General features: G+C 45.3%; 28 protein-coding genes. 18 read left to right on the forward strand and 10 right to left on the reverse strand.

Annotated elements, in window-relative coordinates; translation table 11 throughout:
- Positions 1–23: 23 nt before the first annotated feature.
- A complete protein-coding gene (locus WSWS_RS00905; protein WP_070229499.1) occupies positions 24–1,247 on the reverse strand; it encodes an MFS transporter in 1,224 nt (407 codons plus the stop codon).
- Positions 1,248–1,391: 144 nt separating this feature from the next.
- Here WSWS_RS00905 and glpK point away from each other — a divergent pair, with 144 nt between their 5' ends.
- The 10 genes from glpK to rpsR all read left to right on the forward strand — a co-directional run bounded on the left by glpK (position 1,392) and on the right by rpsR (position 10,968).
- Entirely contained in the window at positions 1,392–2,930 is a 1,539-nt protein-coding gene (gene glpK / locus WSWS_RS00910; protein ID WP_070229500.1) for a glycerol kinase GlpK, read from the forward strand.
- Between the two features lie 121 nt (positions 2,931–3,051).
- Positions 3,052–4,512 carry a glucose-6-phosphate dehydrogenase gene (gene zwf, locus WSWS_RS00915; RefSeq protein WP_070229501.1) on the forward strand — a complete coding sequence of 487 codons (1,461 nt, stop codon included), beginning with the start codon at positions 3,052–3,054 and terminating at the stop codon, positions 4,510–4,512.
- 259 nt (positions 4,513–4,771) lie between these two features.
- Positions 4,772–5,620 carry a pur operon repressor gene (gene purR, locus WSWS_RS00920; protein ID WP_070229502.1) on the forward strand — a complete coding sequence of 283 codons (849 nt, stop codon included), beginning with the start codon at positions 4,772–4,774 and terminating at the stop codon, positions 5,618–5,620.
- Positions 5,621–5,641: 21 nt separating this feature from the next.
- Positions 5,642–7,030, forward strand: a complete 1,389-nt coding sequence (glmU, locus tag WSWS_RS00925; protein ID WP_070229503.1) for a bifunctional UDP-N-acetylglucosamine diphosphorylase/glucosamine-1-phosphate N-acetyltransferase GlmU — start codon at positions 5,642–5,644, stop codon at positions 7,028–7,030.
- A 215-nt stretch (positions 7,031–7,245) separates the two neighbouring features.
- Positions 7,246–8,229 (forward strand): ribose-phosphate diphosphokinase, encoded by a 984-nt coding sequence (locus tag WSWS_RS00930; protein WP_070229504.1) that lies wholly within the window; start codon positions 7,246–7,248, stop codon positions 8,227–8,229.
- 362 nt (positions 8,230–8,591) lie between these two features.
- Positions 8,592–9,305, forward strand: coding sequence for a D/L-lactic acid transporter LarD (larD, locus tag WSWS_RS00935; RefSeq protein WP_070229505.1), 714 nt, complete (start codon positions 8,592–8,594; stop codon positions 9,303–9,305).
- A gap of 78 nt (positions 9,306–9,383) precedes the next feature.
- On the forward strand, positions 9,384–9,593 hold the full coding sequence (locus WSWS_RS00940) for a hypothetical protein (protein ID WP_070229506.1): 210 nt from the start codon (positions 9,384–9,386) through the stop codon (positions 9,591–9,593).
- 174 nt (positions 9,594–9,767) lie between these two features.
- A complete protein-coding gene (gene rpsF, locus WSWS_RS00945) occupies positions 9,768–10,064 on the forward strand; it encodes a 30S ribosomal protein S6 (RefSeq protein WP_070229507.1) in 297 nt (98 codons plus the stop codon).
- Between the two features lie 57 nt (positions 10,065–10,121).
- Positions 10,122–10,676 (forward strand): single-stranded DNA-binding protein, encoded by a 555-nt coding sequence (ssb, locus tag WSWS_RS00950; protein WP_070229508.1) that lies wholly within the window; start codon positions 10,122–10,124, stop codon positions 10,674–10,676.
- Between the two features lie 49 nt (positions 10,677–10,725).
- A complete protein-coding gene (gene rpsR / locus WSWS_RS00955) occupies positions 10,726–10,968 on the forward strand; it encodes a 30S ribosomal protein S18 (protein WP_070229509.1) in 243 nt (80 codons plus the stop codon).
- 96 nt (positions 10,969–11,064) lie between these two features.
- Here rpsR and WSWS_RS00960 read toward each other — a convergent pair whose 3' ends face one another.
- Together WSWS_RS00960 and WSWS_RS00965 are read right to left on the reverse strand one after the other, a co-directional pair.
- Complete coding sequence (locus WSWS_RS00960) at positions 11,065–12,066, reverse strand: VOC family protein (protein ID WP_070229510.1); 1,002 nt, start codon at positions 12,064–12,066, stop codon at positions 11,065–11,067.
- A 72-nt stretch (positions 12,067–12,138) separates the two neighbouring features.
- Positions 12,139–12,453 (reverse strand): DUF7671 family protein, encoded by a 315-nt coding sequence (locus WSWS_RS00965; RefSeq protein ID WP_070229511.1) that lies wholly within the window; start codon positions 12,451–12,453, stop codon positions 12,139–12,141.
- 155 nt (positions 12,454–12,608) lie between these two features.
- Here WSWS_RS00965 and WSWS_RS00970 point away from each other — a divergent pair, with 155 nt between their 5' ends.
- Positions 12,609–13,535, forward strand: a complete 927-nt coding sequence (locus WSWS_RS00970) for a magnesium transporter CorA family protein (protein ID WP_070229512.1) — start codon at positions 12,609–12,611, stop codon at positions 13,533–13,535.
- Between the two features lie 61 nt (positions 13,536–13,596).
- On the opposite strand, the gene WSWS_RS00975 is transcribed toward WSWS_RS00970, so the two are convergent.
- Positions 13,597–14,199: a TrmH family RNA methyltransferase gene (locus tag WSWS_RS00975; protein ID WP_070229513.1), complete on the reverse strand. Its 603-nt coding sequence runs from the start codon at positions 14,197–14,199 to the stop codon at positions 13,597–13,599.
- A 115-nt stretch (positions 14,200–14,314) separates the two neighbouring features.
- Here WSWS_RS00975 and WSWS_RS00980 point away from each other — a divergent pair, with 115 nt between their 5' ends.
- From WSWS_RS00980 to rpsI, 7 genes are all read left to right on the forward strand, one after another.
- Entirely contained in the window at positions 14,315–15,157 is an 843-nt protein-coding gene (locus tag WSWS_RS00980) for an energy-coupling factor ABC transporter ATP-binding protein (RefSeq protein WP_070229514.1), read from the forward strand.
- The gene (locus tag WSWS_RS00985; RefSeq protein ID WP_070229515.1) at positions 15,133–15,996 is read left to right on the forward strand and encodes an energy-coupling factor transporter ATPase; all 864 of its coding nucleotides are present in this window, start codon (positions 15,133–15,135) and stop codon (positions 15,994–15,996) included. The genes WSWS_RS00980 and WSWS_RS00985 overlap by 25 nt, the downstream gene beginning before the upstream one ends.
- Positions 15,989–16,789, forward strand: coding sequence for an energy-coupling factor transporter transmembrane component T family protein (locus tag WSWS_RS00990; RefSeq protein ID WP_070229516.1), 801 nt, complete (start codon positions 15,989–15,991; stop codon positions 16,787–16,789). The genes WSWS_RS00985 and WSWS_RS00990 overlap by 8 nt, the downstream gene beginning before the upstream one ends.
- Before the next feature lie 108 nt (positions 16,790–16,897).
- Positions 16,898–17,647, forward strand: coding sequence for a tRNA pseudouridine(38-40) synthase TruA (gene truA, locus WSWS_RS00995; RefSeq protein WP_070229517.1), 750 nt, complete (start codon positions 16,898–16,900; stop codon positions 17,645–17,647).
- Between the two features lie 12 nt (positions 17,648–17,659).
- Entirely contained in the window at positions 17,660–20,563 is a 2,904-nt protein-coding gene (locus tag WSWS_RS01000) for a DEAD/DEAH box helicase (RefSeq protein WP_070229518.1), read from the forward strand.
- 152 nt (positions 20,564–20,715) lie between these two features.
- Positions 20,716–21,159 carry a 50S ribosomal protein L13 gene (rplM, locus tag WSWS_RS01005; protein ID WP_070229519.1) on the forward strand — a complete coding sequence of 148 codons (444 nt, stop codon included), beginning with the start codon at positions 20,716–20,718 and terminating at the stop codon, positions 21,157–21,159.
- Between the two features lie 28 nt (positions 21,160–21,187).
- Positions 21,188–21,580 carry a 30S ribosomal protein S9 gene (gene rpsI, locus WSWS_RS01010; protein WP_070229520.1) on the forward strand — a complete coding sequence of 131 codons (393 nt, stop codon included), beginning with the start codon at positions 21,188–21,190 and terminating at the stop codon, positions 21,578–21,580.
- Positions 21,581–21,706: 126 nt separating this feature from the next.
- Here the strand turns inward: rpsI and WSWS_RS01015 are convergent, their stop codons facing one another.
- From WSWS_RS01015 to WSWS_RS01040, 6 genes are all read right to left on the reverse strand, one after another.
- Positions 21,707–22,774 carry a tyrosine-type recombinase/integrase gene (locus tag WSWS_RS01015; RefSeq protein WP_070229521.1) on the reverse strand — a complete coding sequence of 356 codons (1,068 nt, stop codon included), beginning with the start codon at positions 22,772–22,774 and terminating at the stop codon, positions 21,707–21,709.
- A 101-nt stretch (positions 22,775–22,875) separates the two neighbouring features.
- On the reverse strand, positions 22,876–23,067 hold the full coding sequence (locus tag WSWS_RS01020) for a helix-turn-helix domain-containing protein (protein ID WP_070229522.1): 192 nt from the start codon (positions 23,065–23,067) through the stop codon (positions 22,876–22,878).
- Positions 23,064–24,266, reverse strand: coding sequence for a Rep family protein (locus tag WSWS_RS01025; protein WP_070229523.1), 1,203 nt, complete (start codon positions 24,264–24,266; stop codon positions 23,064–23,066). Before WSWS_RS01025 ends, WSWS_RS01020 begins: the two co-directional genes overlap by 4 nt.
- 240 nt (positions 24,267–24,506) lie before the next feature.
- Complete coding sequence (locus tag WSWS_RS01030) at positions 24,507–24,974, reverse strand: hypothetical protein (protein WP_070229524.1); 468 nt, start codon at positions 24,972–24,974, stop codon at positions 24,507–24,509.
- A 2-nt stretch (positions 24,975–24,976) separates the two neighbouring features.
- Positions 24,977–26,068 carry an AAA family ATPase gene (locus WSWS_RS01035; RefSeq protein ID WP_070229525.1) on the reverse strand — a complete coding sequence of 364 codons (1,092 nt, stop codon included), beginning with the start codon at positions 26,066–26,068 and terminating at the stop codon, positions 24,977–24,979.
- Entirely contained in the window at positions 26,068–26,421 is a 354-nt protein-coding gene (locus tag WSWS_RS01040; protein ID WP_070229526.1) for a hypothetical protein, read from the reverse strand. Before WSWS_RS01040 ends, WSWS_RS01035 begins: the two co-directional genes overlap by 1 nt.
- Positions 26,422–26,490: the final 69 nt, after the last annotated feature.

The following is a 26,490-nucleotide window of genomic DNA, read 5'->3' on the forward strand; positions in this document are numbered from 1 at the left end:
TTTGTACTTAAAAAGCACGTTCGTCATTGTGACGAACGTGCTTTTTTGTGAGCCATTTTCAGGCGGTTATCAACTAGCCAGGATAGGATTGAGAAGCCCATTAATAAACCAAAAATTGAAAAGAATAATAATTTATAAGAACCATGATCAATCATCACCCCGCCATAGAAGGGGCCGAGCGCGCGACCAAATGATATCATCATTGTGACGTAACCTTGTTCTTGCCCTTTAGCATTTGGATTACCAATCGCGTCAATCCAGGCAGGAATTTGTGGTGAAGCCAGTAGTTCACCAACGGTTAGAATCAGGAAGGCGACCAAAAAATCTGTGTAAGTTCGCGCAAACATCAAAAAAATAAATGAAATGGCGAAGAGTGTTGTACCACCCAAGACAGTCAGTTTAAAGGAAACATCAGCCAAAAAACGATTTAAAATAACTTGACCAATAATGATCACAATGCCGTTAATTGTCCAAAGCATCGAGTAGTCCTGGGTAGTTAAACCTAATGCGATCATATGCGTAGCAATGACCGTTTCCCACAGGATGTAGCCGAGGTACAGTGAAAACGTTAAGCCTAATAAGATGTATATTAGGAAGGGGGGCTTAAAGGTACTGCGCGCCGCTTTGGCAGCCGAGCGCGCGGCCTGTTTAGTCATGCCTGGCACGTTAAATGTTAGGATGACTAAAACTGAGAAAATGACGTACATGGCCGTGGCGGTTCCAAAGACAAGTTTTGCACCATGGTCGAATAAGAAGCCCACGGTCAGGGTACCGAGAACCACCCCAACATTCATGAAGAGGTATTGCATATTGAAAACTTGACGGGAATCACGGGAAGTGACGGTGGCCGTATAGGCATTTAATAACGTATAAATCGCCCCATCTGCCAGACCGGTCAGCATGAGTAGCCCAGCAAAAGCGGGCCAGCTATGCTGTAAAGTGAGCGTAGTTAGGATGGCGGTAGCGAATATTACCGCGGTGACAATTGCCTTATAGGGGTGCCAACGATCAAATAATTGACCACCCAGCCAACTACCAAGCATCATCATTAGGGACATACCCATCAAGACGATGCCTGTCGTCGTCATAGTTTCATGTAGTTCGTCATGCATATACAAGGTCGTGATCGGCCAAAGAAGTGAAGCCCCGGTACTTTGGATGAGCGTGGCGATATATAAAACACGTGGCTCAACTTCGACGTGGTACGGTTTGGATGCTTCATCGTCCGTCGTGGGATGAATTTGCATAAATACCTCCTGAGAGTCAAAGCAACTCTCGCTATTGTTAAATATGAATTGTTGGTAATAGTTTAGCATAAAGCGAATTCTTGATATACTATGAAGTAGATGAAAACGGATACATCAGTTTAACGCGGTACAAAGGAGTAACAAATGGCGATTACACGACCCAAATATATTATGGCAGTGGATCAAGGAACGACGAGTACGCGGGTGGTGTTGTTTAATCATAATGCCCGCCGTGTCACTTCTACATCGGTTCCGATTACTGCAGTGACGCCAGAAACAGGCTGGTTTGAACAACAACCGATCGACATCTGGCGCACCGTACAAACGGCAGTCGCTGAAACGATGATCAACGCGGGGATTCATGTCGACGATATTGAAGCGATTGGTATTGCTAATCAACGTGAAACAACGATTGTTTGGGATAAAAACACGGGTCAACCAATCTATAATGCGATTGTCTGGTCGTCAACGCAATCACAAGCCATCGTTGATGCCCTCGATCAGGCTAATCAAAAAAAATTAATTACTGAAAAAACCGGGTTGCCTTTAAGTGCCTACTTTTCAGCAAGTAAAATTCGGTGGATTTTGGATCATGTCAGTGGCGCGCAAGCAGCGGCTGAAAAGGGTGATCTATTATTTGGAACCATTGATTCTTGGTTGGTGTGGAATTTAACTGACCGTCAGAGTCATATTACTGATGTTTCAAATGCCGCACGAACGATGTTATTCAACCTGCATACGCGTCAATGGGATGATGAATTACTAGCGTTATTCAATATTCCTAGACAAATGTTGCCAGAAGTTGTGCTATCGGCGGGTGAACTAGCTGTCACCAACCCAATGCAATTTTTTGGTGGCAGCGTACCAATTACGGCTATGGTAGGTGACCAAAATGCAGGTTTGATTGGCCAATTAGGCTACAAGCCGGGCACGGTTAAAACGACGATTGGCGCAGGAACTTTCTTGATGATGAATACAGGGAATCATCTGGTGGCGTCACACAATGACCTGGTGGCAACGATCGCATATCAAATTGGGGAAGAACCGGTTTATGCATTGGAGGGTTCTGTTTTTGCGGCCGGTTCAGCCGTACAATGGCTACATGATCGAATGGGGATGATTTCTGACATGACCGATGCCTGGCAGGCCGCCGAAGCCTCGCAAAACAATGATGAAGTTTATGTGATACCAGCCTTTTCTGGGTTAGGTGCACCATACTGGGATCCCCATGCCCGGGGCGCGGTTTTTGGGATGACACGTGGGACCAATAAGAATGATTTTATTAAAGCGACCCTACAATCGATTGCATACCAAACTGCGGAGATTCTACGCATGATGGACCGAGCGACGGATCATCCAATTGAAGTCATCAAGGCTGACGGCACGGTGTCACGTAATCCTTATTTGATGCAGTTTCAAGCTGATATTACCAATATTCCGGTCGACCGATCAGTACATGAAGATACGACGCCATTGGGTGTGGCCTTCTTAGCTGGCTTGGAAGTAGGCTTTTGGCATTCATTGGATGACTTAGCTAATTTAACTAGTCAGGGGCGGATGTTTGAGCCACAAATGGCAACAGTTAAGCGGAATCGGCTCATTCGTGGCTGGAAAAATGCGATTAATGCAACGCGTTTTTTTGCCAATGCGATGGAAAATGAACCTGATGACGTCGTGAAATAAGGTGTAAATTTTTTACATACGCCACTGTGATTTTGTGAAAAAAATGTTATAATAAGTTAAACGGTTTAAGTTGAAACCGCTAACATAATTTGTTGTTGAGATAAAATAAGGAGTAATTAACATGCCAGCTGAAATTACGACGTTGTTGACATTCTTTGGTGGAACTGGTGACCTTGCAAAGCGTAAGTTGTATCCATCAGTTTATAACTTGTTCAAGAAGGGTTACTTGCAAGAGCATTTTGCAATTGTTGGTACTTCACGTGCAGATTTGACTGAAGAAGAATTCCACGAGATGGTCCGCACTTCAATTCACGACTCAATTGAAGATGAAGCCAATGCCGAGGAGTTTATTGCACACTTCCGTTACATCAAGTTAGACGTTGCTGATAAGGACGGCTATGCGGACATGTTGGCATTGAACAACGAATTGGACGCAAAGTTCAATTTGAAGGGCAATCGGATCTATTACATGTCAGTAGCACCACGTTTCTTCTCTACAATTGCTAAGTTGTTGAAGTCAGAAGGTTTGATTACTGAAAACGGTGAATTCAATCGTTTGATGATTGAAAAGCCATTTGGTTCTTCATACGAAACAGCCGAACAATTAAATAATGACTTGAATGAAGTGTTTGACGAAGATCAAATCTTCCGTATTGACCACTACCTTGGTAAGGAAATGGTGCAAAATATTGCAGCAGTTCGTTTTGGTAACCCATTGTTTGATGCTGCCTGGAACAAGGATTACATCCAAAATATCCAAGTAACTTTGTCAGAAGTTTTGGGTGTCGAAGAACGTGCTGGTTACTATGATACAGCCGGTGCGTTGCGTGATATGGTGCAAAACCACACGATGCAAATTATTGGTTGGTTAGCGATGGAAAAGCCAGCTACATTCACTGACAAGGACATCCGTGCTGCTAAGAACGTCGCCTTTAATGCCTTGTCAATCTATGATGAAGCTGGTGTAAAGAAGAACTTCGTCCGTGGCCAATACGGTGAAAATGCTGATGGAACACAAAAGAAATACTTGGACGAAGACGATGTGCCAGCTGACTCACAAAACAATACATTTGTGGCTGGTCGTTTGCAATTCCGTTCATCACGTTGGGAAGGTGTGCCATTCTATATCCGGACTGGTAAGCGCTTGAAGACAAAGCAAACGCGGGTTGATGTCGTCTTTAAGAAGGGCACTTCAATCTTTGGAGATGCAGCTGGTTTAGATAACCCAGTATTGTCAATTTTGATTGACCCAGTTGGTGGCATTGACTTCAAGATCAATGCTAAAGACACGACGACTGAGTTCCAAACACGTACGAATACTTTGCACTGGGAAGTATCTCCATTGGATGTCGAACGTACGCCAGAACCATACGAGCGTATGATTCATGACGCGATGGATGGTAACGGTTCAAACTTTGCTGATTGGAACGGTGTCGCCATTGCCTGGAAGTTTGTTGATGCAATCCAAAAGGTATGGGATGAGAACCACGAAGAGTTCCCTAACTACGTTTCAGGAAGCATGGGACCTAAGGCCTCTGATGATTTGTTGGCTGAAGATGGCAACGAATGGATTTATAAGTAAACAGTACAAACAGCGAGTAGTTAATACCCAAGTTTAAACCAAGACATGTCCACTGCGGTGGACATGTCTTTTCTGATGTTAGCCACCATAGTCTGAACGCATATCGTGACAAACTACGAATATTCGCAAATCAGTCTGTAAATGCCTGATGTTAAATGCATATTTCGCATTTCGGCATATCTATTGCAACAAAATAGAACGTTCGTGTTATAATTGAAGATATTAAAATGAAATTACCGAACATTTGAGGATTATAATTATGAAAACACGTCGCAGTGATCGTTTAGTTGATATGACGCGCTATTTGTTAGAGCGTCCCCGTACATTGGTGTCTTTGACACAATTTGCTGAGTTGTATGAATCAGCCAAGTCTTCTATTTCTGAGGATTTGACTATTTTGAAGCGCACTTTCCATGAGCGTGGGATTGGTTTGTTAGAAACAATTCCTGGGGCAGCTGGTGGAGCTCGCTTTACACCATACATGACCAAGGCCGATGCCCAGGATTTCGTGGCTTCATTAGTGAATGAAGTTAATGACGAAACACGTGTGTTGCCAGGTGGGTATGTTTACCTGTCTGATTTGTTGGGGCAGCCATGGGTATTACAACGCATCGGTCGTTTGATTGCCACGCAATACTTAAAAGAACCAATCGACGCCGTGATGACTGCGGCTACCAAGGGTGTTCCTGTTGCTCAAGCCGTTGCTGAAAATTTGAATGTTCCCTTTGTGATTGTGCGTAACGATACCAAGGTGACTGAAGGACCAACGATGTCAGTGAACTATGTCACTGGCCAATCACAACGTTTGGAAAAGATGGAATTGTCACGCCGTTCATTGCCAATGGGATCACGGGTGTTGATCGTCGATGACTTCATGAAGGCTGGTGGAACTATTCGTGGCATGGCATCATTGGTTAAGGAATTTGAAGGTACGGTCGTTGGGGCAGCAGTGGTTGCCGAAGGGCGTGTTGAGCATCGCGTGATTGATAAGTACACATCATTGGTGCATGTTGATACCAATAAAGAAGATGGCGTGATTCAGGTCCGCCCCGGTAACTATGCCGAAGAAATTTTCTCGGCTGGCAATGTGACCGATTACGTAGATTAATAGAAAAGAGAGTTTGAGAAAATGTCTCGTTATGTCATTATCTTAGCAGCGGGTAAGGGTACCCGCATGAAATCAGATTTGCCAAAGGTGTTGCATGAAGTTGGCGGCAAGGCAATGGTTGAATTAGTCCTTGATACAGTACTGGAAGCCCAAGTCGCTCAGGTTGTCACCGTCGTAGGTCATGGGGCTGAATTAGTCGAGCAACGCGTGGCGGATCGTTCTGCTGTCGTTTTGCAAGCTGAACAACTAGGTACGGGGCATGCCATTCAAATGGCTGAGCCAGTTCTTGGTGACAAAGAGGGGGTTACCTTGATTGCTTCAGGGGATGCGCCACTCTTCACCTTGGATACGTACCAAGCGCTCTTCGCCTTCCATGAACAAAGTGGCAACGCCGTGACGGTATTAACGGCACAAGCACCCAATCCTGTTGGTTACGGACGTATTATCCGTGATGAAAACGGCAACGTTATTCGGATTGTTGAACAAAAGGATGCGACGCCAGAAGAAGCCCTCGTGCACGAAATCAATACTGGCGTGTACGTGTTTGATAATCGTCTATTATTTGCGGCCTTAAAGCAGGTGACCAATGATAACGCCCAGGGTGAGTATTACTTGCCAGACACATTAGAAATTTTGCGTCAGGCGGGACACACAGTTGGCGCCTATGTGATGGCTGATTTTGATGAGTCCATGGGGGTCAATGATCGGGTGGCCTTGGCACAAGCAAACAAGGTGTTGCGGCAACGTATCAATGACATGCATATGCGTAATGGGGTGACTTTGATTGACCCAGCCAATACGTATATCGATGTCGACGTCAAAATTGGCGCCGATACTGTGATTGAACCCAATGTTTACCTCAAGGGACACACAGTCATCGGGCAACGTGTGTTGTTAACCACGGGCACGCGCATCGTGGATTCAGTGGTGGGCGATGATGTCCAAGTTGATGCTTCCCATTTTGAAGAAGCCGAAGTACGGGCAGCTGCTACGGTAGGTCCATACGCTCACTTGCGGCCACAGTCCGTCTTAGGCGAACGCGCTCATGCTGGTAATTTCGTTGAAATGAAAAAAGCATACTTGGGTGTTGATTCTAAGATGGGACATCTTTCATACCTTGGTGATGCCACCATTGGCGATGAGGTCAATATTGGTGCGGGCACCATTTTTGTGAACTACGATGGTCTGCATAAGTGGCACACTAATGTGGGTAACCGTTCATTCATTGGCTCAAATTCAAAGATTATCGGTCCGGTAAATATTGGTGATGAAGCCTTTATTGCAGCTGGTTCAACCATTACCGATGATGTGCCTAAGCACGCGATGGGGATTGCTCGTTCACGCCAGACGACAAAACTCGACTTTTGGGAGCGGACACCATTGCACGAAAAGTTTGATGGTCTTGAGTAGCCGACAGATAGCATCAAGGGTGAGTTAACCATTTTTTATGTATTAATTTACTTTAATCAAAGTCCTTTAGACATAATCAGTGTCTGAAGGATTTTTCTGCTGGAGAAACTAAAAAGCGATTTATCAATCGTACTAATTGAAAAATGTTGCGAAAAAAGCTATCATAGTAAGTAATGAACTAACAAGTAAACACGAGCTGTTTAATGGAGGACAACATGACGACATATGCGGATCCGCATTTGAAAATTTTCTCATTGAGCGGTAATCGTCCCTTAGCGGAAAAGATTGCAGCATCAATCGGTATCGAGCTTTCATCAATTGATATTGCCCGTTTTAGTGACGGTGAAATCAAGATTAATATCGAAGAATCAGTACGTGGGGATAACGTCTACATCATCCAATCAACCTCAGCACCCGTCAATGATAACTTGATGGAATTGATGATTTTGATTGATGCTCTGCGTCGTGCTAGCGCCAACACAATTAACGTTGTCATTCCTTATTACGGATACGCTCGTCAAGATCGTAAGGCCCGTTCACGCGAACCTATTTCAGCCAAGTTGGTTGCCAACATGTTGGAAATGGTTGGCGCAACGCGTGTCCTAGTTTTGGACTTGCACGCCGCACAGATCCAAGGCTTCTTCGATATTCCTGTTGACCACATGGCCGGTGCTGCTAAGTTAGCCGACTATTTGTTAACTAGTGGCATTGCTGATGACAACACTATTGTTGTTTCACCAGACCATGGTGGTGTGACCCGTGCCCGTACGTTGGCGGAACTATTGGGTTCAACTGAACCAATTGCCATCATCGATAAGCGGCGCCCTAAGGCCAATGTTGCTCAAATTATGAACATCATTGGGGATGTCAAGGGTAAGCGCGCCATCATGATTGATGACATGATTGATACTGGTGGGACCATTACCCAAGGTGCCCAAAAGTTGAAAGATGAAGGTGCTGCAGAAGTCTACGTTGTCGCGACGCACGCTGTCTTCTCAGGTAAGGCTGTTGAGAATCTGCAAAATTCAGTTTTCGAACAAGTGATTGTTACAGATTCAATCGATTTGCCAGCTGAAAAGATGTTCCCTAAGCTGGTACAAGTAACGGTTTCAGACTTGATTGGTGAAGCCATTACTCGTATTAATGAAAATCGAGCAGTGTCACCATTATTCAAGACACGGTTTCGGTCTACACTCTAATTAAATTTATAAAGACGTTCACCATAGAGGTGGACGTCTTTTTTGTGTAGCGGTTACTTAAGAACCGTCCGCTTCAAATATATGTATATGTGATTAACATAATTTGATATTTTAAAACAAAAAGTAAGTTATTTTTTCCAAAAAACGCTATTTTGGACTGGTAAATAATTAAAATAGCCACATTTTTTGTATTCTTAAGCAATTTGTTACAACTTTTTCTCTAAATCACAACATTTGGTGACCTAAATAGGACTATAATGAAATGGTTTGAAGAAATTATTGTGGTAGCCACTAGTCGATGCGACAGGTTCAGCCTGTTACCGCTTCTGACTACCTTATTTGTATATTAGGAGTATAGGATTTTGGTTCATCAATTATTAGCCGAGTTCATGGGCACGGCGCTTATGATTATCTTTGGTGTCGGCGTGCACGCTGACACAGTGTTGGAAAAGACCAAGTATCATGGTTCAGGGCATTTATTTGCGATTACGACCTGGGGCTTTGGGATTACGATTTCTCTGTTCATTTTTGGGGATGTGTCAATTAATCCAGCGATGGCGCTGGTTCAGACGCTTTTGGGACACTACACCTGGGGAACCTTCTTCTTGGTGTCCATTGCTGAAGTATTAGGTGGGATCATCGGGGCATTAATCGTCTATGTCATGTACGCAGATCAGTTTAAGGCCTCTTATGGTAGCGTTAGCCCAGTGACCATTCGGAACATGTTTTCAACTTCACCAGCGATTCGTAACTTGCCCCGTAATTTTTTTGTTGAAGCCTTTGCAACCTTCATCTTTTTGTCAGCGATTTTGGCCATCGCGCAAATTAAGACCCCTGGCGTGGTGCCGATTGCGGTTGGATTATTAGTCTGGGCGATCGGTATGGGGCTTGGTGGACCAACTGGTTTCGCGATGAACCTGGCCCGTGATATGGGGCCACGGATTGCACACGCGTTGCTGCCAATCCCCAATAAAGCTGATAATGACTGGCAATACGGGATTTTGGTACCAGGTATTGCCCCGTTCGTTGGGGCAATCGCAGCCGCTATTTTCGGGAAATATTTCCTAGGCTTGTAGTAGTCGGTGCTAATATTTTTAGACATTGATCCAGGCAGTAACCAAATCAGCCTGGTGATTCCAAAAGGAGGGTGTAGTATGCCTGAAGAGTTTATTCATTATTTATCATTTCGTTACACTGATGAACAAGGTGGCACGCACATCTGGCAAACGAGTGTACATGGACCAAAGTATTTAAAACGGTCACAATTCCATGATTTGCTGGAAAATAAAGCGCCCTTTGATATTGAATATCAACACTGGGTCATTTTGGCAGACGTGCTCTTTATTGATGATGTTGATGCCTAGTTCATGTAGGCCTGCAGTGGCGAGAACCGCTGGGAGATCGTCGATAAAACAGTTGCGCTACCGGCAGTTAACTGGTAGAATAATATATTGTGAATTAGAGACGAATTGTGTCTGATTTGCTCCTTGCCGGCAGGAATAGAAAGTCGGCCATAGACCAAAAGGAGGAACATCATAATGTACGAATTAACTTACATTATTCGCCCTGATATGGATGCAGACGCAAAGAAGGCTTTGGTAGAGCGCTTTGACGGTATCTTGAAGGACAACGGTGCCGAGATCGCTAAGTCAGAAGACTGGTCATCACGTCGCTTCGCATACGAAATCGCAGGATACCACGAAGGTGTATACCACATCGTGAACTTCTCTGCTGAAAACGATGCAGCATACGTTGAATTCGACCGTTTGGCAAAGATCTCTCAAGACATCTTGCGTCACATGATCGTTAAGCGCGCAGTTGAATCAGCTAAGTAATTACTGATTTACTGAGCAGTTGTTTCAGTAACTAGAATGCTGAAAGGGGATTTACCTATGATTAATCGTGTCGTTTTGGTTGGACGTTTGACGCGTGATGTTGAATTGCGTTATACGACGTCTGGTGCAGCGGTGGGGACTTTCTCACTCGCTGTGAATCGTCAGTTTACTAATGCAAGTGGTGAACGTGAAGCTGATTTTATCAACGCCGTTATCTGGCGGAAATCAGCGGAAAATTTCGCTCAATTTACTTCAAAGGGTTCATTAGTAGCCGTTGAAGGACGTTTGCAAACGCGTAACTACGAGAACCAACAAGGTCAACGTATCTACGTGACCGAAGTTGTAGTCGATAACTTCTCATTACTTGAGAGTCGCGCTGAATCAGAGTCGCGTCGCTCATCACAAGGAGCAACTCAAACTAACAACAACGGCTTTGGTGGGAATAATGGTGGTGGCTTTAATGCACAACCATCAAGCAATCCTTTCGGAAGTGCGGAACCATCAAATGGTAATGTCTTTGGCGGTGCACAATCTAGTGCAGCACCAAAGAATGATCCTTTTGCAGGTCAAGGTCAGGAAGTTAGTCTTTCTGATGATGATCTACCATTCTAGATTACTGGATAAATCATTGTCTATCTAAACTATCAGGAGGAATTTAATCATGGCACAACAACGTCGTGGTGGCGGACCTCGCCGTCGTCGTAAGGTTGACTTTATCGCAGCCAACCACATTGAATATGTTGACTACAAGAACACTGAATTGTTGGAGCGTTACATCTCAGAACGTGGTAAGATTTTGCCACGTCGTGTGACTGGAACTTCAGCAAAGAACCAACGTAAGGTTACGACTGCTATTAAGCGTGCTCGTATCATGGGTCTTTTGCCTTTCGTAGCTGAAGACTAATATTTACGTTAAAAGTCTCTGAAGATTTTATCTTCAGAGACTTTTTTGTCTAAAAAAGGCCAGTCCCACCGCATGTCGGTAGGACTGGCCTTTTAGTTAGTCATTACGGGTATGACCGTGTTCAGCGTGGACAGGTGTGACAGGTGCATCGTCTGGGTTACCTGTTCCTGTGTAAGGCTGCACGTCATCAAAATGCACCCCGCGTTCAGCATACCACTGCAAAAGTTTCTGGCGAGATGCCTCAAAACGTGGGGGTATCGCAAAGGTAGTACCTAAATCTTGAATAGATTCATCCAGCGTAACCCCAGGGTTTAGGGAGGCGACCTCGACCCGGTTACCAGCTGGTTCAATTAAGTAAATGGAATTGAAGTAACCCCGGTCAACATAGAGTTCGCGCTGCCAACTAAGGGTTTTAGCGCGTTCCCAGAGATAATCTAAATCGACACTTGAGGCCACCGCGAGCGCATAGTGATCGGTTGAACCGGCCCCAAATTTAGAATCAGGGGTATCAGCTGCGGTGGCTTGCAAATAAATGGCTTGTTCATGGTCGAGATTGATGACATTACCTTTGACAAACACGCCATAATCATGGAACATCGTCTCAAAAAAATTAGCGGTTGCAGCGACATCGGGGACGTGTAGTTCAGCACCCAGCACCCCGGTAATTTGCTTTTCCGCCGGGATATCGCTCATAAAGTTAGTATGCCAATCAAAGACTGCCCGCTCAACTTCCTTCAAAACAACCGGAATAGCCTCCAAATCTTCTGTATGGAGCAGGCAGCGGTCATCAATGGTGACTGGGCGACCAGCGGTCTCTAAACGTTGCTGCCAGTATGGCATGGTACCGGCAGGAATCCCAAAATGTAAGCCAGAGAAGAACATCCTACCATCAACTCGTGGTCGGTCTAATTTCGGATGTACGAAGAAAGTGACGACGGTACCAGGCGTCCCCATGAAGTCTCCATAATAAATGTGGCGCATGTGGGCGTTGGCCTGATTAATTGAATTTTTAATGAACCGTAAGCCGAGGATCTGCATGTAGAAAAGTTTATTCTTCTCAATGTCCCCTGATAACAATGACACGTGATGTGTTTGCATATTGCAATCCTCCTGAGCGTTATTAATTGGTATCATTATGCCAGATGTGGGTCAAAATGGCAGTGAAAAAGGTTAGTTGGTATAATGAGTGATAATCGCGGTGGCTTGGGCTGCTGGGACTGACTCAGAGAGAAACCGACCCATTGGTGAGATGGCGTGGCGATCCTGAAAACGCAACTTATGCACCGCAACCAGCATCACGGTCAAACTGTTTTCTGTTAAAAATAATTGACCAGGTTGACCGAGCTTCCCTTTTGTGTGCTTGCCAATGCGCCAGCTATGATAATCGGCTGGCGTGAGCGGGGTGTTTTGGGGTTCGTACTGACCAGAATTATTTTGAGTCATTACAACGCCAATGAGTTCAGCGGTGGGATATTTATCTGCCATGGTGGTGCTCCTTTATCGTTGTATTATGAAAATTATAGCATTCAAGGTGACATTGCGCTTAGCCAAATACCGGTTAAGGGTGTAAAATGATAGCACAGAACAAGAGAGTAGGTGGCCAGTTTAGCGACGGTAGGGCCCCCGGAAAGTATGTAATTATGCTAAAAACAATTACCCCGTTAGACACGTTTACTTGGACGACGGTTCATAACATGACGCCCGGTGACCGTGAAAAATTGAATAATGAATTTGGCATTGACAACGAGTTGATTAATTATGCCATTGACCCATATGAGAGTGCGCGGATGGAATATGATGATGTTAAGGGTGTGACCTTAATGATAATAGATGTCGTGACGCCGACATCAACGATTGCGACGACTGAGCCAGTCGGGTTGATGTTCACCAACGACATGCAGCATTTTCTGTCGTTTACGCGCGAAGAAACCAGTTATGTGACGGATTACCTGCGCCAAATCATCGAAGAGTTGCTCCAACGGCAAGCGCACGATGTGACCCCCATCAGTCTGTCGGTCAATGTCATCGTGTTGATTGCTGCCAAGTTTTTAGCAGCTATTTTGGAGATTAATCGGCGCCGGATGCCGATACAACGAGAAATGCGGCATGTGAAGAATACCCAGGCACAGATTGATATCTTGATGGATTTGCAAACTGATTTGATTTATATCTTGAATTCATTGCAAACCGACATTGATTTGTTACGTGGGTTTAAGAAAAATCACCGCTATTCGTTAACCGAAAATAACCTGGAACGGATTGAGGATGCGCTGGTTGAACTAGTCCAAGCCCTTGATACCGGTCAGTTATCACAAAAGGTGACAAAAAGTGTTTCTGATTCATATTCAGATTTGTCAAATAACCGGTTGAACTGGACAATGAAGGTTTTGACGGTTTCATCGATTGTGCTAACGATGCCGACCATTATTACGGGTTTTTTCGGTCAAAACGTCAGCCTGCCGTTTGCCCACACGCCCTTTGGTTGGGTGATTACCATCTTTATCTGTCTCCTATTTATGGCGGCGGTGACTTGGTTGTTTTGGTGGATGGATTTCTTGAAAAAATAAAGGCGCACAAAAACAGACCACGCACCTCAACCGTGAAGTACGTGGCCTGTTTATGCAGTGCTTATTTGGCCACTGGATGTTGACTGGCATAAAATGCCATGATGATACCGTGCGCCACGGATACATTCAATGACCGGACGGAGCCGGCTTGGGGAATGTAAATCATGGCATCGGCCGCTTGAATTAAATCATCCGCCAAACCAATTTGTTCCTCACCGAAGACAAAAGCTGATTTAGCAGGGAAAGTCACTTCGAACAGACTCTGTGGATGGTAGGATGCAATGTTATCAACGGCATAAATGGTGTAACCTTCGGCATGCAACTGATCAAAGACGGCTTGGTAATCAGTCACACGGTGATGTTCAATGTGCTCGAAGTTATACGTGCCAACAGAACCACGACGATCCCATTTCTTAGACCCTTCTTTGCGGTCGGGGAAAGATTCGTTCACGGGATTCATGAAAATTAATTTACGGCCGGCAAAGGCATTGCTATTACGCACAGCCGTGGCCTTGTTGAAGTCATGCGTTAAGTTTTGCATGATTGAAATGACGTCAGAGCGATGCGTGTCTAAATCAGCACGAATCGCTTCATCGGACATGTTTTTATAGTAATCGGTGACGTTGCGGTAATCATTTGACCGCGATAGGTCGATATCAGCCATCATGGCCTCCTTGCATACGAAATAGTGTACATTTAGTATAACAAAGATTCGGTAAAAAACACTGCAACGGCTGGGGCTTTTTGGTAAACTTACAGGATAGAAAGAAGGATGCGGCATGTCAGCGATGATTGAGTTAAATAATTTATCATATACATATCCCAACGCGGCCCAACCAGCATTGCAGTCGATTTCAGTGACCATTGAAAAGGGCGAATGGGTGGCCATCATTGGTCATAATGGTTCCGGTAAGTCGACGCTGGCTAAATTGTTGAACTATTTACTCATCCCAACTGCTGGTGAGATTAAAATTGCTGGGGTAACGGCCAGTGAGGAAACGGTATGGGACATCCGTGATTTAGTGGGGATGGTGTTTCAAAATCCAGATAATCAATTCGTTGGGGCCACGGTCGCCGATGATGTGGCATTTGGTATGGAAAATCGAGGTATCCCGCGTGATGCGATGCTCCCCCGGGTGCAGATGGCATTGGAACGCGTTCATATGGATGCCTTTGCCGATCGTGAACCGGCCCGTTTATCGGGTGGTCAAAAACAACGGGTGGCCATCGCCTCGGTCTTGGCGATTGAGCCGAAGGTCTTGATCCTAGATGAGGCAACGTCAATGCTTGATCCCAAGGGGCGCCGGGAAATGATTGCGGTCGTCCGTGAGTTAAAAGCTGAATTAGGGGATGAATTGACCGTGTTGTCAATTACTCATGATATTGAAGAAGCGGCCTCAGCTGACCGGGTCGTCGTCATGAATGATGGCGTGTTAGCCGAAAATGGAACACCGGCTGAAATTTTCACCGGCGCGGATCAATTGCGCGCATTTGGCTTGAATGTCCCGTTTGCTGAAGTGCTTAAGGCCAAGTTGGCTGAGCGAGGCGTAGTGGTGCCGACAACATATCAAACGACAGAAAGTATGGTGGATTGGTTATGGCAATCAATTTCAAAGAAGTAGGCTTTACGTACCAACAGGGTACGCCTTTTGCGACGCCTGCTTTGCATGATGTCAATTTGGATATTCCAGAGGGGCAGTTTACCGCGGTGATTGGCCATACGGGTTCCGGCAAATCGACGATGGTGCAACACTTGGATGGGTTGGTCCTGCCGACTGCGGGTACGATCACGATTAAAGACATGCTGATTACCCCAGCCACGGCGCTCAAAGAGACCAACAAAATCCGCCGGCATGTGGGGATGGTTTTCCAATTTCCAGAAGCCCAATTATTTGAACAAACGGTGATGCGGGATGTCATGTTTGGACCATTGAATTTTGGTAAAACAGTGGCTGAGGCCCGGGTCTTGGCCGAGCATGCCCTTGAAATTGTCGGCTTGGAAGCTAGTTTCGCGGAACGCTCACCATTTGATTTATCAGGTGGTCAGATGCGCCGGGTGGCCATTGCGGGCGTGCTAGCGATGGAGCCGGAATTGTTGATTTTAGATGAACCAACAGCCGGGCTAGATCCCAAGGGCCAAGAAGATTTAATGCAGCTCTTTGCCACCCTCCAAAAGGAACGGCAGATGACCCTGGTCTTAATTACCCACCAAATGGAATACGTCGCCCAGTATGCTGATCATGTGATTGTCTTTGACGGGGGTACGGCAGTCAAACAAGGCACCCCGCGCGAAGTATTTGCCGATGCCGCGTGGCTCAAATCACGTCAGTTAGATGTGCCGATCGCCCGCGAATTTGCGGACGCCTTGGCCACCAAAGGTATTGTGTTAGATGATGTGCTGGATGTCGACACCCTGGCTGACCAGTTAGCGGGTTTGTTGACGGAGGTGGCCCATGTTTAATCAAATTTTAATTGGGCGTTATATGCCTGGCGATTCCTGGATTCATCGGTTAGATGCCCGCACAAAATTAATTATTAGTGTATTATTTATTTTTGCCATTTTTAGTGCGAACAATGTCGCCGCATATGGCATCGCCGCGCTGTTTACATTTGGGGTGATTTTACTCACCAGCTTGGGGCTGGGCGTATTCATTCGTGGTGTGCGGCCGATGCTATTTTTGATGTTATTTACGGTGGCCTTGCAGATCTTCTTTACGCCAATGGGTCAGACGATTTGGGCGTGGCATTTTATCAAAATCACGGACCTGGGTGTCTATAATGCCGCTGCGGTATTCATTCGCTTTATGCTGATTATTATGTTCTCTACGGTACTGACATTAACAACGCCACCTTTGGAAGTGGCTGATGCCATGGAAGCGATTATGCAGCCCTTGAAAAAGATTGGGGTGCCCGTGGCCGAATTGGCATTGATGCTTTCAATCGCGTTACGGTTTGTGCCAACGTTGTTGGATGAGGCCGAATCGATTATGAATGCCCAACGCGCCCGTGGTGTGGAATTCAATGAAGGCAGCCTGATCAAGCGCATCAAGGCATACGTGCCATTGTTGATTCCACTGTTCATTAACGCCATTAAACGGGCGATTGAACTGGGGGATGCGATGGAAGCCCGGGGGTATCGGGGTGGTGATCACCGAACCAAATACCGCCAATTAGTTTGGACGCGCCGGGATGGCATTGCCTTTATTACCTTTGCAGTGTTTACCTTAGCGTTAATTTTGACTAGAATTATCTAAGACACAAAGCTCGCTCGCCCTCGTGTAGCGGGTTTTTCATTAGTGAGAATAAAGCACATTTAAATGGGAAAAACATTCGTAAAAACTATGGGAAAGTAGGAAAATATTATGCCTCGTTATCGCGCAATTATCTCGTATGATGGCACAAACTTCTTTGGCTGGCAGGTGCAACCAGGAAAACGGACGGTGCAATATGAGATGGAGAAGGTGGTCAACCAAATGGCCAAGAATCCAGCCGAGCATATTCGTGTGCAAGGATCGGGGCGGACTGATACTGGGGTGCACGCTTTAGGCCAAGTCGTGCACTTTGACCTACCGTTTGATATTGAAGCCGAAAGTGTGCGGAAAGGGCTGTCGTCAATGTTGCCGTTTGATATTGGTATCAGCCAAGTCGAAAGAGTTTCGACTACCTTTCATGCACAGTACAGTGCGCATACCAAGACATACCGTTATCGCTTATCAGTCACGGAATTCCGGGATCCATTTAAGCGTAACTACACGGGGCATTGGTACCGTCGCTTGGATTATGACAAGATGGCGCTGGCAATCCCCGATTATCTGGGTGAGCATGATTGGTTGAGCTTTGCGGCGGCTGGTTTCCAGGCTAAGACCACGGTCCGGACAGTCACCCGCGCCGTTATCGAAGACCACCGTGATGAGGGTGAAATTGTGTTTGAATTCACCGGCACCGGTTTTTTGTATAACCAAATCCGGATTATGGTGGGAGTATTGTTAGAAATTGGCATGGGCACACGTCCCGTCGATGATATCCCCCGGCTGTTAGCCGCCAAAGATCGCCAGCAAGCCCGCTTAACGGCGCCGGCCAGTGGTCTATATCTAAAATCGGTTGATTATTAGAAAGGAGTGTACATGGCTGAAGAATATAATGATTTGTCCCGCTTGGTGAACGCTTTTGAACCAGCCATGAACGCTGAGAATTATAGTTATGAACCGCATGAAGCGCTGGCATTAGAGATTCATTTGCAAATTTCTGAATTAGGCTATTACCAACGAGACGCCTCGTCCCTGGCAGTCTATTTCAAGTTAGGGGTCGCCTCAAGTAATAAGCGCTATATCGTCCGCAATGTCGAACGGTTGATTGATGATTTGAATATGGGACGCGACCATGTCTTGACGCCTAAAAAAACACTGTTCGTAAGTTGGTCACTGTTATCGGATGAGCAAGCCCAGTTGTTACGTGAAATCTGGGCACAATCTGGTGATAACGTCCGTGATGTGCCGGCGTATATGTTGCAAGATGACGCGCAACGCTATCTGCAAATCACGCCTTATTATTTGGCGAAATTTATTAAACAAATTAGTAACCAATCCCCCGTCTCGGTCAAGTTTAAGTCACGTTATGGTGGCAGCACCGAGGAATTGCTGACGATTACTTACATGGATGCCCCCCTGCAGCCTGATTTTCGTTTACAGGCAGAAGGGGAGGGTTACCGCCTAGATCTGATGATTCCACAAGGTGAAACCTGGGCGACCTATGAAGTTTTTGTCGAGCACGATGATCATGAATTGATTTTTTGGCCATTCGACAGTGCCTTAGCGGAAACGCTAAACACCATCATGCGGACAGTTTCTGGCAACTCCATTTTTATCCGCCAAAATCAATTGACAGAATTCATCGAAGTCGTCTATCCGATGTTGCAGCGGGTGGGTGAGGTTGAACTCCCCGCCGAACTTGCTGCATTTATCGCCGCTGCAAGGTTACATACAATAATCACGATTAATCTGGTACAAGATCATCTGGAAATTATTGTCCAATTTGATTATGGTAACGCGACCATGGCCATTCCCAATTTGGAAGTGCATGACTGGCGCGGTGAAAACCAGATTATTTTCGCCATCGAGGGGATGTTTATTTTTGAGACGGAGAACCATTATGGTTATGCGTTTAGAACGGTCGCGCAAAAGGTCGACTTTTTCAAACGCTATCTGCCACAATTGCAACAACTAGATGCTGAGGTTAAAGTGGCGGCGGCCGTGATGCAACAGTTCATTAATCCACGGGATCTGTTACCCGAAGTCTTTTTGAATACACGGCAATCTTTATTTGATATTTCCTTTGATATCAAGGGGATTTCTCAAGAGGAAGTCGATTTGATGATGACGGCCATCTTGAACCAAGAGCAGTATGTTGAGTTGAAATCGGGGGGCATCGTACCACTGAACGAACCAGCCTATGCGCCGATGAATGCCATGCTAGCTAAAATCCGCACGATGGGTGCCGCGATTAACGCTGGCACGATTTCAGTTAATTTAGCTGCGGCGTTACGTCTGCAGGACGATTTTACAGCGACCCATGCGAAGAGTGATTTGACCATTCAGCAAATCTTTAATGACTTAGCGCACCCGGAAGCCTTTGCCGCCACCGTCCCAACGGAGATTAAAGCCGATTTACGTGATTATCAAAAAATGGGGCTGAAATTTCTAGCGATGTTGCACCATCATGGTTTTGGGGGCATTTTGGCTGATGAAATGGGTCTTGGTAAGACTCTACAAGCGATTGTCTTCTTGCAATACATCAAGAACCAGGCCGAAGCGCCTATCTTGAACGTGATTGTGGTGCCGGCGAGTGTGACGTATAACTGGGCCCAGGAATTAGCGAAGTTTGCCCCTGACTTGCGTTATCGCGTCGTCATGGGTCATAAGCAAGACCGGGTTAACATGCTCACTGATTTAGCAGCGGTGGATATCGTCATCACGAGTTATCAATCATTACGCGCCGATGAAGAGATCTACCAGCACCTAGCGATTGATACGTTAATCTTGGATGAAGCCCAAATGGTGAAAAATGCGGCTTCTTTGACGGCCAAGGCCATTACTAAGCTAAAAGCTGCCCATAAGTTCGCATTGACCGGTACCCCGATTGAAAATTCCTTAGATGAACTCTGGGCGTTGTTTAATATCTTGGTGCCAGGTCTCTTTCCTAAAAAGCGGGACTTCAATAAGCTCGATAACGCCACCATCGTTAAGTTGATTCAGCCATTTATGCTACGTCGCACGAAAGCGGAAGTCTTGCAGGAGTTGCCGGCAAAGACTGAAGCGGTGATCTATAACGTGATGACGGCTGAGCAGAAGAAAGTTTATTTGGCCTATCTATTGCGGATTCAACAAGAAGTTGCCAATATGTCCTCTGAGGAGTTTAAGCGGCACCGGATTGAAGTGCTGGCGGGAATTACTCGTTTACGGCAGATAACCGATGATGCGAGTCTCTTCTTGGATAATTATCAGGGCGGTAGTAGCAAGCTAGACCAACTATTAGATATGGTGCAGACGGCCCATGCTAATGGCCGGCGCATGTTGATCTTCAGTCAATTTTCTTCAATGATTCACCGCATCAATACCGCCTTAAGTGCGCAAGGCCTAACAACCTTTGTCCTGACGGGGGGCACTCCAGCTCAGGAACGTCTGGCCATGAGTAATCAATTTAATGAGGGGGCCGGGGATGTCTTCTTGATCTCATTGAAAGCGGGTGGGACTGGGTTGAATCTAACCGGTGCCGACATGGTCATTTTGTTTGATTTGTGGTGGAATCCCGCCGTTGAAGAACAAGCGGTCGGCCGGGCTCACCGGATGGGTCAAGCCAAGCACGTTGATGTTTACCGGATGGTGACAGAAGGTACCATTGAAGATAAAATCCTCCTATTACAAGAGAGCAAGCGTGATTTATTTAGCCAAGTGATCCAAAACTCAACCGAAGCGGTGAAGTTGTCAGAGAGTGATATTCGTGACTTATTGACGACTGATTTAGTAGATTAAGTGGGATAAATTAATCCGTGATTTGGTTGACTTTGCCCTTGATAAAAGGTAAGATGAGTATCGGTATTGTTTACCATCACTAATGGGAAAGTCCCTGGTACGGATATTTTTATTTTAGATTGTAAACAAACAGAATTTTGGAGGATATTTCCATGCGTACAACTTATATGGCAAAGCCAAATGAGATTGATCGTAAGTGGTATATCGTTGACGCTACAGATGTTCCTTTGGGACGTTTGTCAACGGTTGTCGCATCAATCTTGCGCGGTAAGAACAAGCCTACTTTCACACCCAACGTCGATACTGGTGACAACGTTATCGTTATCAATGCTGGTAAGGTCGCTTTGACTGGTAAGAAGGCTACTGATAAGATTTATTATCACCACTCAAACCACCCAGGTGGATTGAAGCAACGCCAAGCCGGTGACTTACGTGAAAAGAACCCACAACGCTTAATTGAGTTGTCTGTTCAAGGTATGTTGCCAAAGGGTACCCTTGGTCGCAAGCAAGCTTTGAAGTTGCACGTTTATGCTGATGCAAATCACGAACAAGCAGCTCAACAGCCTGAAGTGTTGGACATCACCAACCTCATCTAATTAGCAGAAAGGAGAATTAAGTATTATTATGGCTACTGTACAATATTACGGAACTGGTCGTCGTAAGAACTCTGTTGCGCGTGTACGTTTAGTACCCGGTAACGGTGCGATTACTATCAACGGTAAGTCTGTTGAAGACTACATTCCTTTCGCTAACTTGCGTGAGGTTATGGTTCAACCATTTAACGTCACTGAAACACTAGGAAACTACGATGTTTTGGTTAACGTTAATGGTGGTGGATTCTCAGGTCAATCTGGTGCGATCCGTCATGGTATCTCACGTGCTTTGTTGCAAGTGGACCCTGACTTCCGTGCCGCTTTGAAGGCTGCAGGATTGTTGACTCGTGACGCTCGTATGAAGGAGCGTAAGAAGCCAGGTTTGAAGAAGGCCCGTAAGGCTTCACAATTCTCAAAGCGTTAATCAAAAGGCTTACAAAGCCCGTTGTATCAACGTTTTCGGAATTGTATGGAGCGAGTTCCATTTAAATTTGCGATTTAACGACATTAAAAGCATCTATTACTTCGGTAGTAGGTGCTTTTTTGTTGTCTATTGGGCTTCATTTAAAAAGTCGATGGCGAGCGCGTCTTGCTTCATTTTTGACTCGGGCATCAGTTCCAAATAGTACTTTTGCGTGGTCATAATATCCGCGTGACCAAGTCGTTTTGAAATGTACATGATGGCTTGATCCATGTTAGTTTCACCAAACTTGGCGAAAATGTATGACGCGTGAGAATCGCGTAGACCGTGAAAAGTAGTTTGTTCAATACCAATGTGGTCTAACAAATCATGGAGTAGCCCGGCTTGCTTGAAATCATCATCGTCGAAGATGCGACCTTTGTCGTTTGCGGGGATGGCCTTAACCAGATTGAAAACTCGTTCGCTGATTGAGACGGTTCGTTCTGAACTAACAGTTTTCATACTCAAATCATCAGAATCCGGACTAAGCGACTTTGTAAATGACACTTCAAAGCTATCGACTAATAAATCGGACGGCGTAAGCGCCAGTAGTTCACCTCGTCGTGCGCCTGTTTCAGTAGCTAATAGGACAAGAACGTTGAATTTAACATCAATGTTTTCGAATAGATATGATCGAAGCTTATTAAACTCAGTCATGGTTAATGCCCGATTGACCTTCTTGCTAGACTTCTTACCATGTGCTTTCAAAGCCCGGGTAATGTCATGAGTAATCTTTCGTTGTAGTAATGCGTAACGCAGTACACGACGAATTTTTTTAAGATACTCTTCGATTGTCTTTTGGGCTACTGTTTTAACGTATTCGTCCAGAACTGTTTGAATCTTGCGCAAATCCTCAAAGTCACTGAGGGTATAACCTTCAAATAAACGATGGTTGATGCGACCGGCGTTGTAGTAGTTCTTGAATGAACTTTCAGCGATTGCGGGTGCCTGAATATCGTGGAACCATTCGTCATAGACGTCAGTGAATAATTCATCACGACTAGCAATTTTTACACCGTTAATCTTTGCTTGTTCATTCTCGATAGCCCACCGCTTAGCGTCAGTCTTGTTTGAAAATGACTTGCTCTTCAACTTGCCTTCGCCAATGTAAATGCGTGCTCGGATTTTACTGTTATTTAGTTTTTCGTAATATGCCATATTTGGAATCCTTTCGGGACCCCACGCTTTGCTTGCGTGGTAAATTGTAGCATCAAGATTGCTTATTGGAAATATGTATCCGGCAGACTGCCGGTAATTTGCTAATGGTGTTCGGCACTCGCCTCAATAAAATCCATTAGTAATTGATATGGATAACGAATCTCAGAACCAATCATGATTGAGCGTAAGTTTGGGTTTGAGCGAAAGAATCGATCAAATGAGTTCACTGAAATCCCCAGTAATTCGGCCGCTTCTTTTCGCGTGAGTAAAATGTGTGGCGTATTTTGGTTCATGACTGTTCTCCTTGAGCGGTTGAAGCATCGTCACTTGGGATAATGTTATCTAGAGAGTGGTCATCCTCATCTTCGTTGCTCTGTACAAACTTAGACTTATAGTTCCAGGTATTTTGCTTAGTGTTCTTTTCGATTGGTTGATACGTTTCAGCCTTGTCATCGAACTGGACATCAAAAACGTAATCAGCTGTGACGTAGAAGGTTTTTGAAATACGACGAAGCAATTGATCGAACTTATCAATTTCATCCGTTTTCATACCTTCAAAAAATGTCTTCGGATCAAATGGTGAGGTAACGATAAAATAATCTGCTACCAAATTGGGGTCTTTAAACCTGGCTGGTGCCCTTGATGTAACATCAAAAGGATCCAGAATCGTAAGTAAGTCTGAATAAGTCATACTTTGTCGGGGACGTAACTCATCCATGATTACTGAACTTTCACCGGAATAGCCCTGAAACGGGTCTTTGGAAGAGCCTGTCTTGAAGTACCTTCCGTCTTTGGAAAATTGACCGGCTAAAATTTTGGCCAATCGTGACTTTCCAAGACCAGCAGCTCCGTAAAACCATAGAACTTTGATGCCTTCGCCACTTTCGATTTTGGCTTGTCGCCACTTATCTGCGTCGTCTTTTGCCTTCATTGTGAATGCTGTATTGATCACAGTGTGGTATCGAGAGTACAGATGACCAGGAAGTTGATGATACAAGTCAAGTTCTGAGGTGATTGTGCCAGCCTTAATATTGTCTAAGGCCTCGTTGATTACGGCGTTATCCGTTGCTTCAGAACTGCGAGAGACACCAGCTATGATGTTCTCCATTGCGGTAATGTAGTCAAAATTATCTGAGGTGTGGACATCAGATAATTCATATTGATACTTGTCCGTTGCCTTGCCTGTACGATGCGTCAAGTATGAAAGGGCGTTGTTGAACGTGCCAGACCATACCTCTACGTACTGCATTTCGATTTGAAAGGCCTTACCAGTGTTGGCAATTGAACGAGGGTTAGCAAACTTCAGTGCAATGTGAACGTGTGGCTCAATAAGCTGTCCGTTATCATCGACGTCCTTGTCGTGAATAATCCATGCACCAATTTCTGGGTTCAACGACTCGACGATTTCAGGGATGCTATTTACGATTTCAGAATCTAAATGTGACACTTGTTGTGCAATCATGAATTGACGCTTCTTTTGAGATGCTGCCATGATGTTGCTCCTTCTGAGTTATGAATAGGGAATATGTGGGAGTTCCAAACGTCTTTGGAACACTCGGCACAGTCTTTTGAATGTGCCGGAATAGCTATGTATCCCGCAGGAAATGCGGGTTGGGATTCGGATTGGAACACTTTTGAGAGGGAGCAATAACAAGCCCAGCTCCCTATGCTGTAAGGTTTCTGCCGAGTATGGAACAGTTTTAGCGTTGTCAGATTAACAATGAGCCTGTTATTAACGTTCGCCAGTAATGGTTAGATACTTGCCGTGATTACGTACTGGGCTCATGACGTAATTTGGAAACTCAGCTTCTAAGTAGTCTTGAAAGCCTTTAGATTCCAGGCGTTCGCGAATATCTTGGCGAACTGTTGCGCTTGGGCTAAACTGCCACCAGGTTTTTACAGGAACGCGGATGATAACCTTACGTTGTGAAAGCTCAACGGTTGCACCGCTGATTGCGACGTTAGCAGCCATAACTGAATTTGCACCATCTGTTTCAGGGTTTGTCCAAATTCGCAGAGTTCGACGAAGCCGCATTGAAGGAATCAATGGACGACCGTGGAAACTTAGATACCAGTACGTTGCCGCCATGATGATTAGAATCACAGCAAATGCGATTGTGAAATGAACTACTCCTGTAACCAATGCTTCCAAAGGAGCAAAAGGATCGATAGGTTGAGTTTGTGCTGGGACTGTATTCATTGTTAAAAATCCTCCATTACAGTGGGCATAGCAATTGGTTCGATACCAATGTGCTCGCCATCGTTAATTGATACAATACCGGTTCCCTTGCCTCCAATTGGCAATGGAAATCCAGATTCGAGTTCTGGAAATAGGAATTTCGCACTCTCCTTGTCAATTCGACCAAGAAGAAGGCGTAAGCCCACATTTTGACGAACTTGTGATCCACCAAAAATTTCGGCCATAGCTGATTGTGCGATAATTCCGAGCGTGATGTTCGCTTCCCGTGAAAGTAGACTAAGCACCTTAAGCTGCGATTGGAATGTTTCCAATAGGTTCTTCTTTAAACCCACTGTTAGTGCCTGAGCTTCCTCGATGATTACGAAAATAGGGTCGCCAAACTCTGAATAATCAGTTACCTTATCGGCTGACTGGTTAAACATGAAATCTTGGCGACGATTCATCTCGTCAATGACCTCAGCTAACTTTTCAGTAACACGTGGTAAGAAGTCTTCTGGACGATCACTTGGATTTGGTACGAGCAAATCAACCTCTGGGTGTTGCTTTGCCCAGCGCGCACCATGACTCTTCTTCACGTCAATAAGAATTAGTCGGCCGTTAGTCCCGATCTTCCGTAAGAAAGTATTTAAGAAATACTTGGTTGCGACGGTCTTACCAGAGCCGCTGCCGCCACTAATGATGAAGTGGGGAGCTTTTCGAAGGTCGTATTCCATACCTTTCATAAGGGTGACTGTGTACCGATCAGATGAAATTGGAAGGCTGTCGTAGGTTGGAGCTACAAGCCTTTCGGAAACACCTACCTTCCAAGGGTAGAAGAATGCGCGTGCCATTGACAATGAGTCTTCTCGTTGAACAAGTTGCATTGTTGTTGCACGAATGACGGTGTACGCTGGGAAAAGAGATCCAGCGACAATGTCGTAGATTTTGTAGTAAAGTGATGAGTCTAGAATCAAACTTGAAGGCATGCGTGGGATAAAAAGAAAGCCATCGCTTTGAGCGATGACCTTGTATGCCTGTTTGACGGAACTGTCCTCACTGGCAAGAGCCGCATCAATTACCATGGTGATGTAGCGTTCTGTTTCAGACTTGTCCATTACGCAAGTTCTACCCCCGATGCGCGGAAGTAGTAATCACCATAGGGGTTAATATAAGCCGTGGGTGACACAAACTTAATCTGTGCCACGTCATCAAACTTTGGAAGCTTGTAGTCGGCAGGCAACTTGACCTTGTCTGCCCCAACTACCTTGATGTAAATCTCCAGAGTCAAGCTTTCGACTGAATCAGGCACTGGATGTTGCTTTCCGTCACCTCCTTTTTCAAAGACGGGATTGACAATCAATCCTTGTCCGACGAGTGCGAAAATTGGAATTTGATCCCAGCCCCCCTCTTCATACTTCGCGAAAGTGTAACCGTTTCCTGTTGTTACACCCTTTACTGGTCGTACCATGATAAGCACCTCCTAAAATTTAATTGCCTTTCGACATAATTATTGTAAAAAATTTTTCGGACTTTTTTG

The organism is Weissella soli (genome assembly GCF_001761545.1).
GTDB lineage: Bacteria > Bacillota > Bacilli > Lactobacillales > Lactobacillaceae > Weissella > Weissella soli.

Bases quoted from the DNA above. Each gene is read 5' to 3' on its own strand.
- WSWS_RS00905 (WP_070229499.1), bottom strand. From the start codon at position 1,247: ATGCAAATTCATCCCACGACGGACGATGAAGCATCCAAACCGTACCAC.
- glpK (WP_070229500.1), top strand. From the start codon at position 1,392: ATGGCGATTACACGACCCAAATATATTATGGCAGTGGATCAAGGAACG.
- zwf (WP_070229501.1), top strand. From the start codon at position 3,052: ATGCCAGCTGAAATTACGACGTTGTTGACATTCTTTGGTGGAACTGGT.
- purR (WP_070229502.1), top strand. From the start codon at position 4,772: ATGAAAACACGTCGCAGTGATCGTTTAGTTGATATGACGCGCTATTTG.
- glmU (WP_070229503.1), top strand. From the start codon at position 5,642: ATGTCTCGTTATGTCATTATCTTAGCAGCGGGTAAGGGTACCCGCATG.
- WSWS_RS00930 (WP_070229504.1), top strand. From the start codon at position 7,246: ATGACGACATATGCGGATCCGCATTTGAAAATTTTCTCATTGAGCGGT.
- WSWS_RS00940 (WP_070229506.1), top strand. From the start codon at position 9,384: ATGCCTGAAGAGTTTATTCATTATTTATCATTTCGTTACACTGATGAA.
- rpsF (WP_070229507.1), top strand. From the start codon at position 9,768: ATGTACGAATTAACTTACATTATTCGCCCTGATATGGATGCAGACGCA.
- ssb (WP_070229508.1), top strand. From the start codon at position 10,122: ATGATTAATCGTGTCGTTTTGGTTGGACGTTTGACGCGTGATGTTGAA.
- rpsR (WP_070229509.1), top strand. From the start codon at position 10,726: ATGGCACAACAACGTCGTGGTGGCGGACCTCGCCGTCGTCGTAAGGTT.
- WSWS_RS00960 (WP_070229510.1), bottom strand. From the start codon at position 12,066: ATGCAAACACATCACGTGTCATTGTTATCAGGGGACATTGAGAAGAAT.
- WSWS_RS00965 (WP_070229511.1), bottom strand. From the start codon at position 12,453: ATGGCAGATAAATATCCCACCGCTGAACTCATTGGCGTTGTAATGACT.
- WSWS_RS00970 (WP_070229512.1), top strand. From the start codon at position 12,609: ATGCTAAAAACAATTACCCCGTTAGACACGTTTACTTGGACGACGGTT.
- WSWS_RS00975 (WP_070229513.1), bottom strand. From the start codon at position 14,199: ATGGCTGATATCGACCTATCGCGGTCAAATGATTACCGCAACGTCACC.
- WSWS_RS00980 (WP_070229514.1), top strand. From the start codon at position 14,315: ATGTCAGCGATGATTGAGTTAAATAATTTATCATATACATATCCCAAC.
- WSWS_RS00985 (WP_070229515.1), top strand. From the start codon at position 15,133: ATGGCAATCAATTTCAAAGAAGTAGGCTTTACGTACCAACAGGGTACG.
- WSWS_RS00990 (WP_070229516.1), top strand. From the start codon at position 15,989: ATGTTTAATCAAATTTTAATTGGGCGTTATATGCCTGGCGATTCCTGG.
- truA (WP_070229517.1), top strand. From the start codon at position 16,898: ATGCCTCGTTATCGCGCAATTATCTCGTATGATGGCACAAACTTCTTT.
- WSWS_RS01000 (WP_070229518.1), top strand. From the start codon at position 17,660: ATGGCTGAAGAATATAATGATTTGTCCCGCTTGGTGAACGCTTTTGAA.
- rplM (WP_070229519.1), top strand. From the start codon at position 20,716: ATGCGTACAACTTATATGGCAAAGCCAAATGAGATTGATCGTAAGTGG.
- rpsI (WP_070229520.1), top strand. From the start codon at position 21,188: ATGGCTACTGTACAATATTACGGAACTGGTCGTCGTAAGAACTCTGTT.
- WSWS_RS01015 (WP_070229521.1), bottom strand. From the start codon at position 22,774: ATGGCATATTACGAAAAACTAAATAACAGTAAAATCCGAGCACGCATT.
- WSWS_RS01020 (WP_070229522.1), bottom strand. From the start codon at position 23,067: ATGAACCAAAATACGCCACACATTTTACTCACGCGAAAAGAAGCGGCC.
- WSWS_RS01025 (WP_070229523.1), bottom strand. From the start codon at position 24,266: ATGGCAGCATCTCAAAAGAAGCGTCAATTCATGATTGCACAACAAGTG.
- WSWS_RS01030 (WP_070229524.1), bottom strand. From the start codon at position 24,974: ATGAATACAGTCCCAGCACAAACTCAACCTATCGATCCTTTTGCTCCT.
- WSWS_RS01035 (WP_070229525.1), bottom strand. From the start codon at position 26,068: ATGGACAAGTCTGAAACAGAACGCTACATCACCATGGTAATTGATGCG.
- WSWS_RS01040 (WP_070229526.1), bottom strand. From the start codon at position 26,421: ATGGTACGACCAGTAAAGGGTGTAACAACAGGAAACGGTTACACTTTC.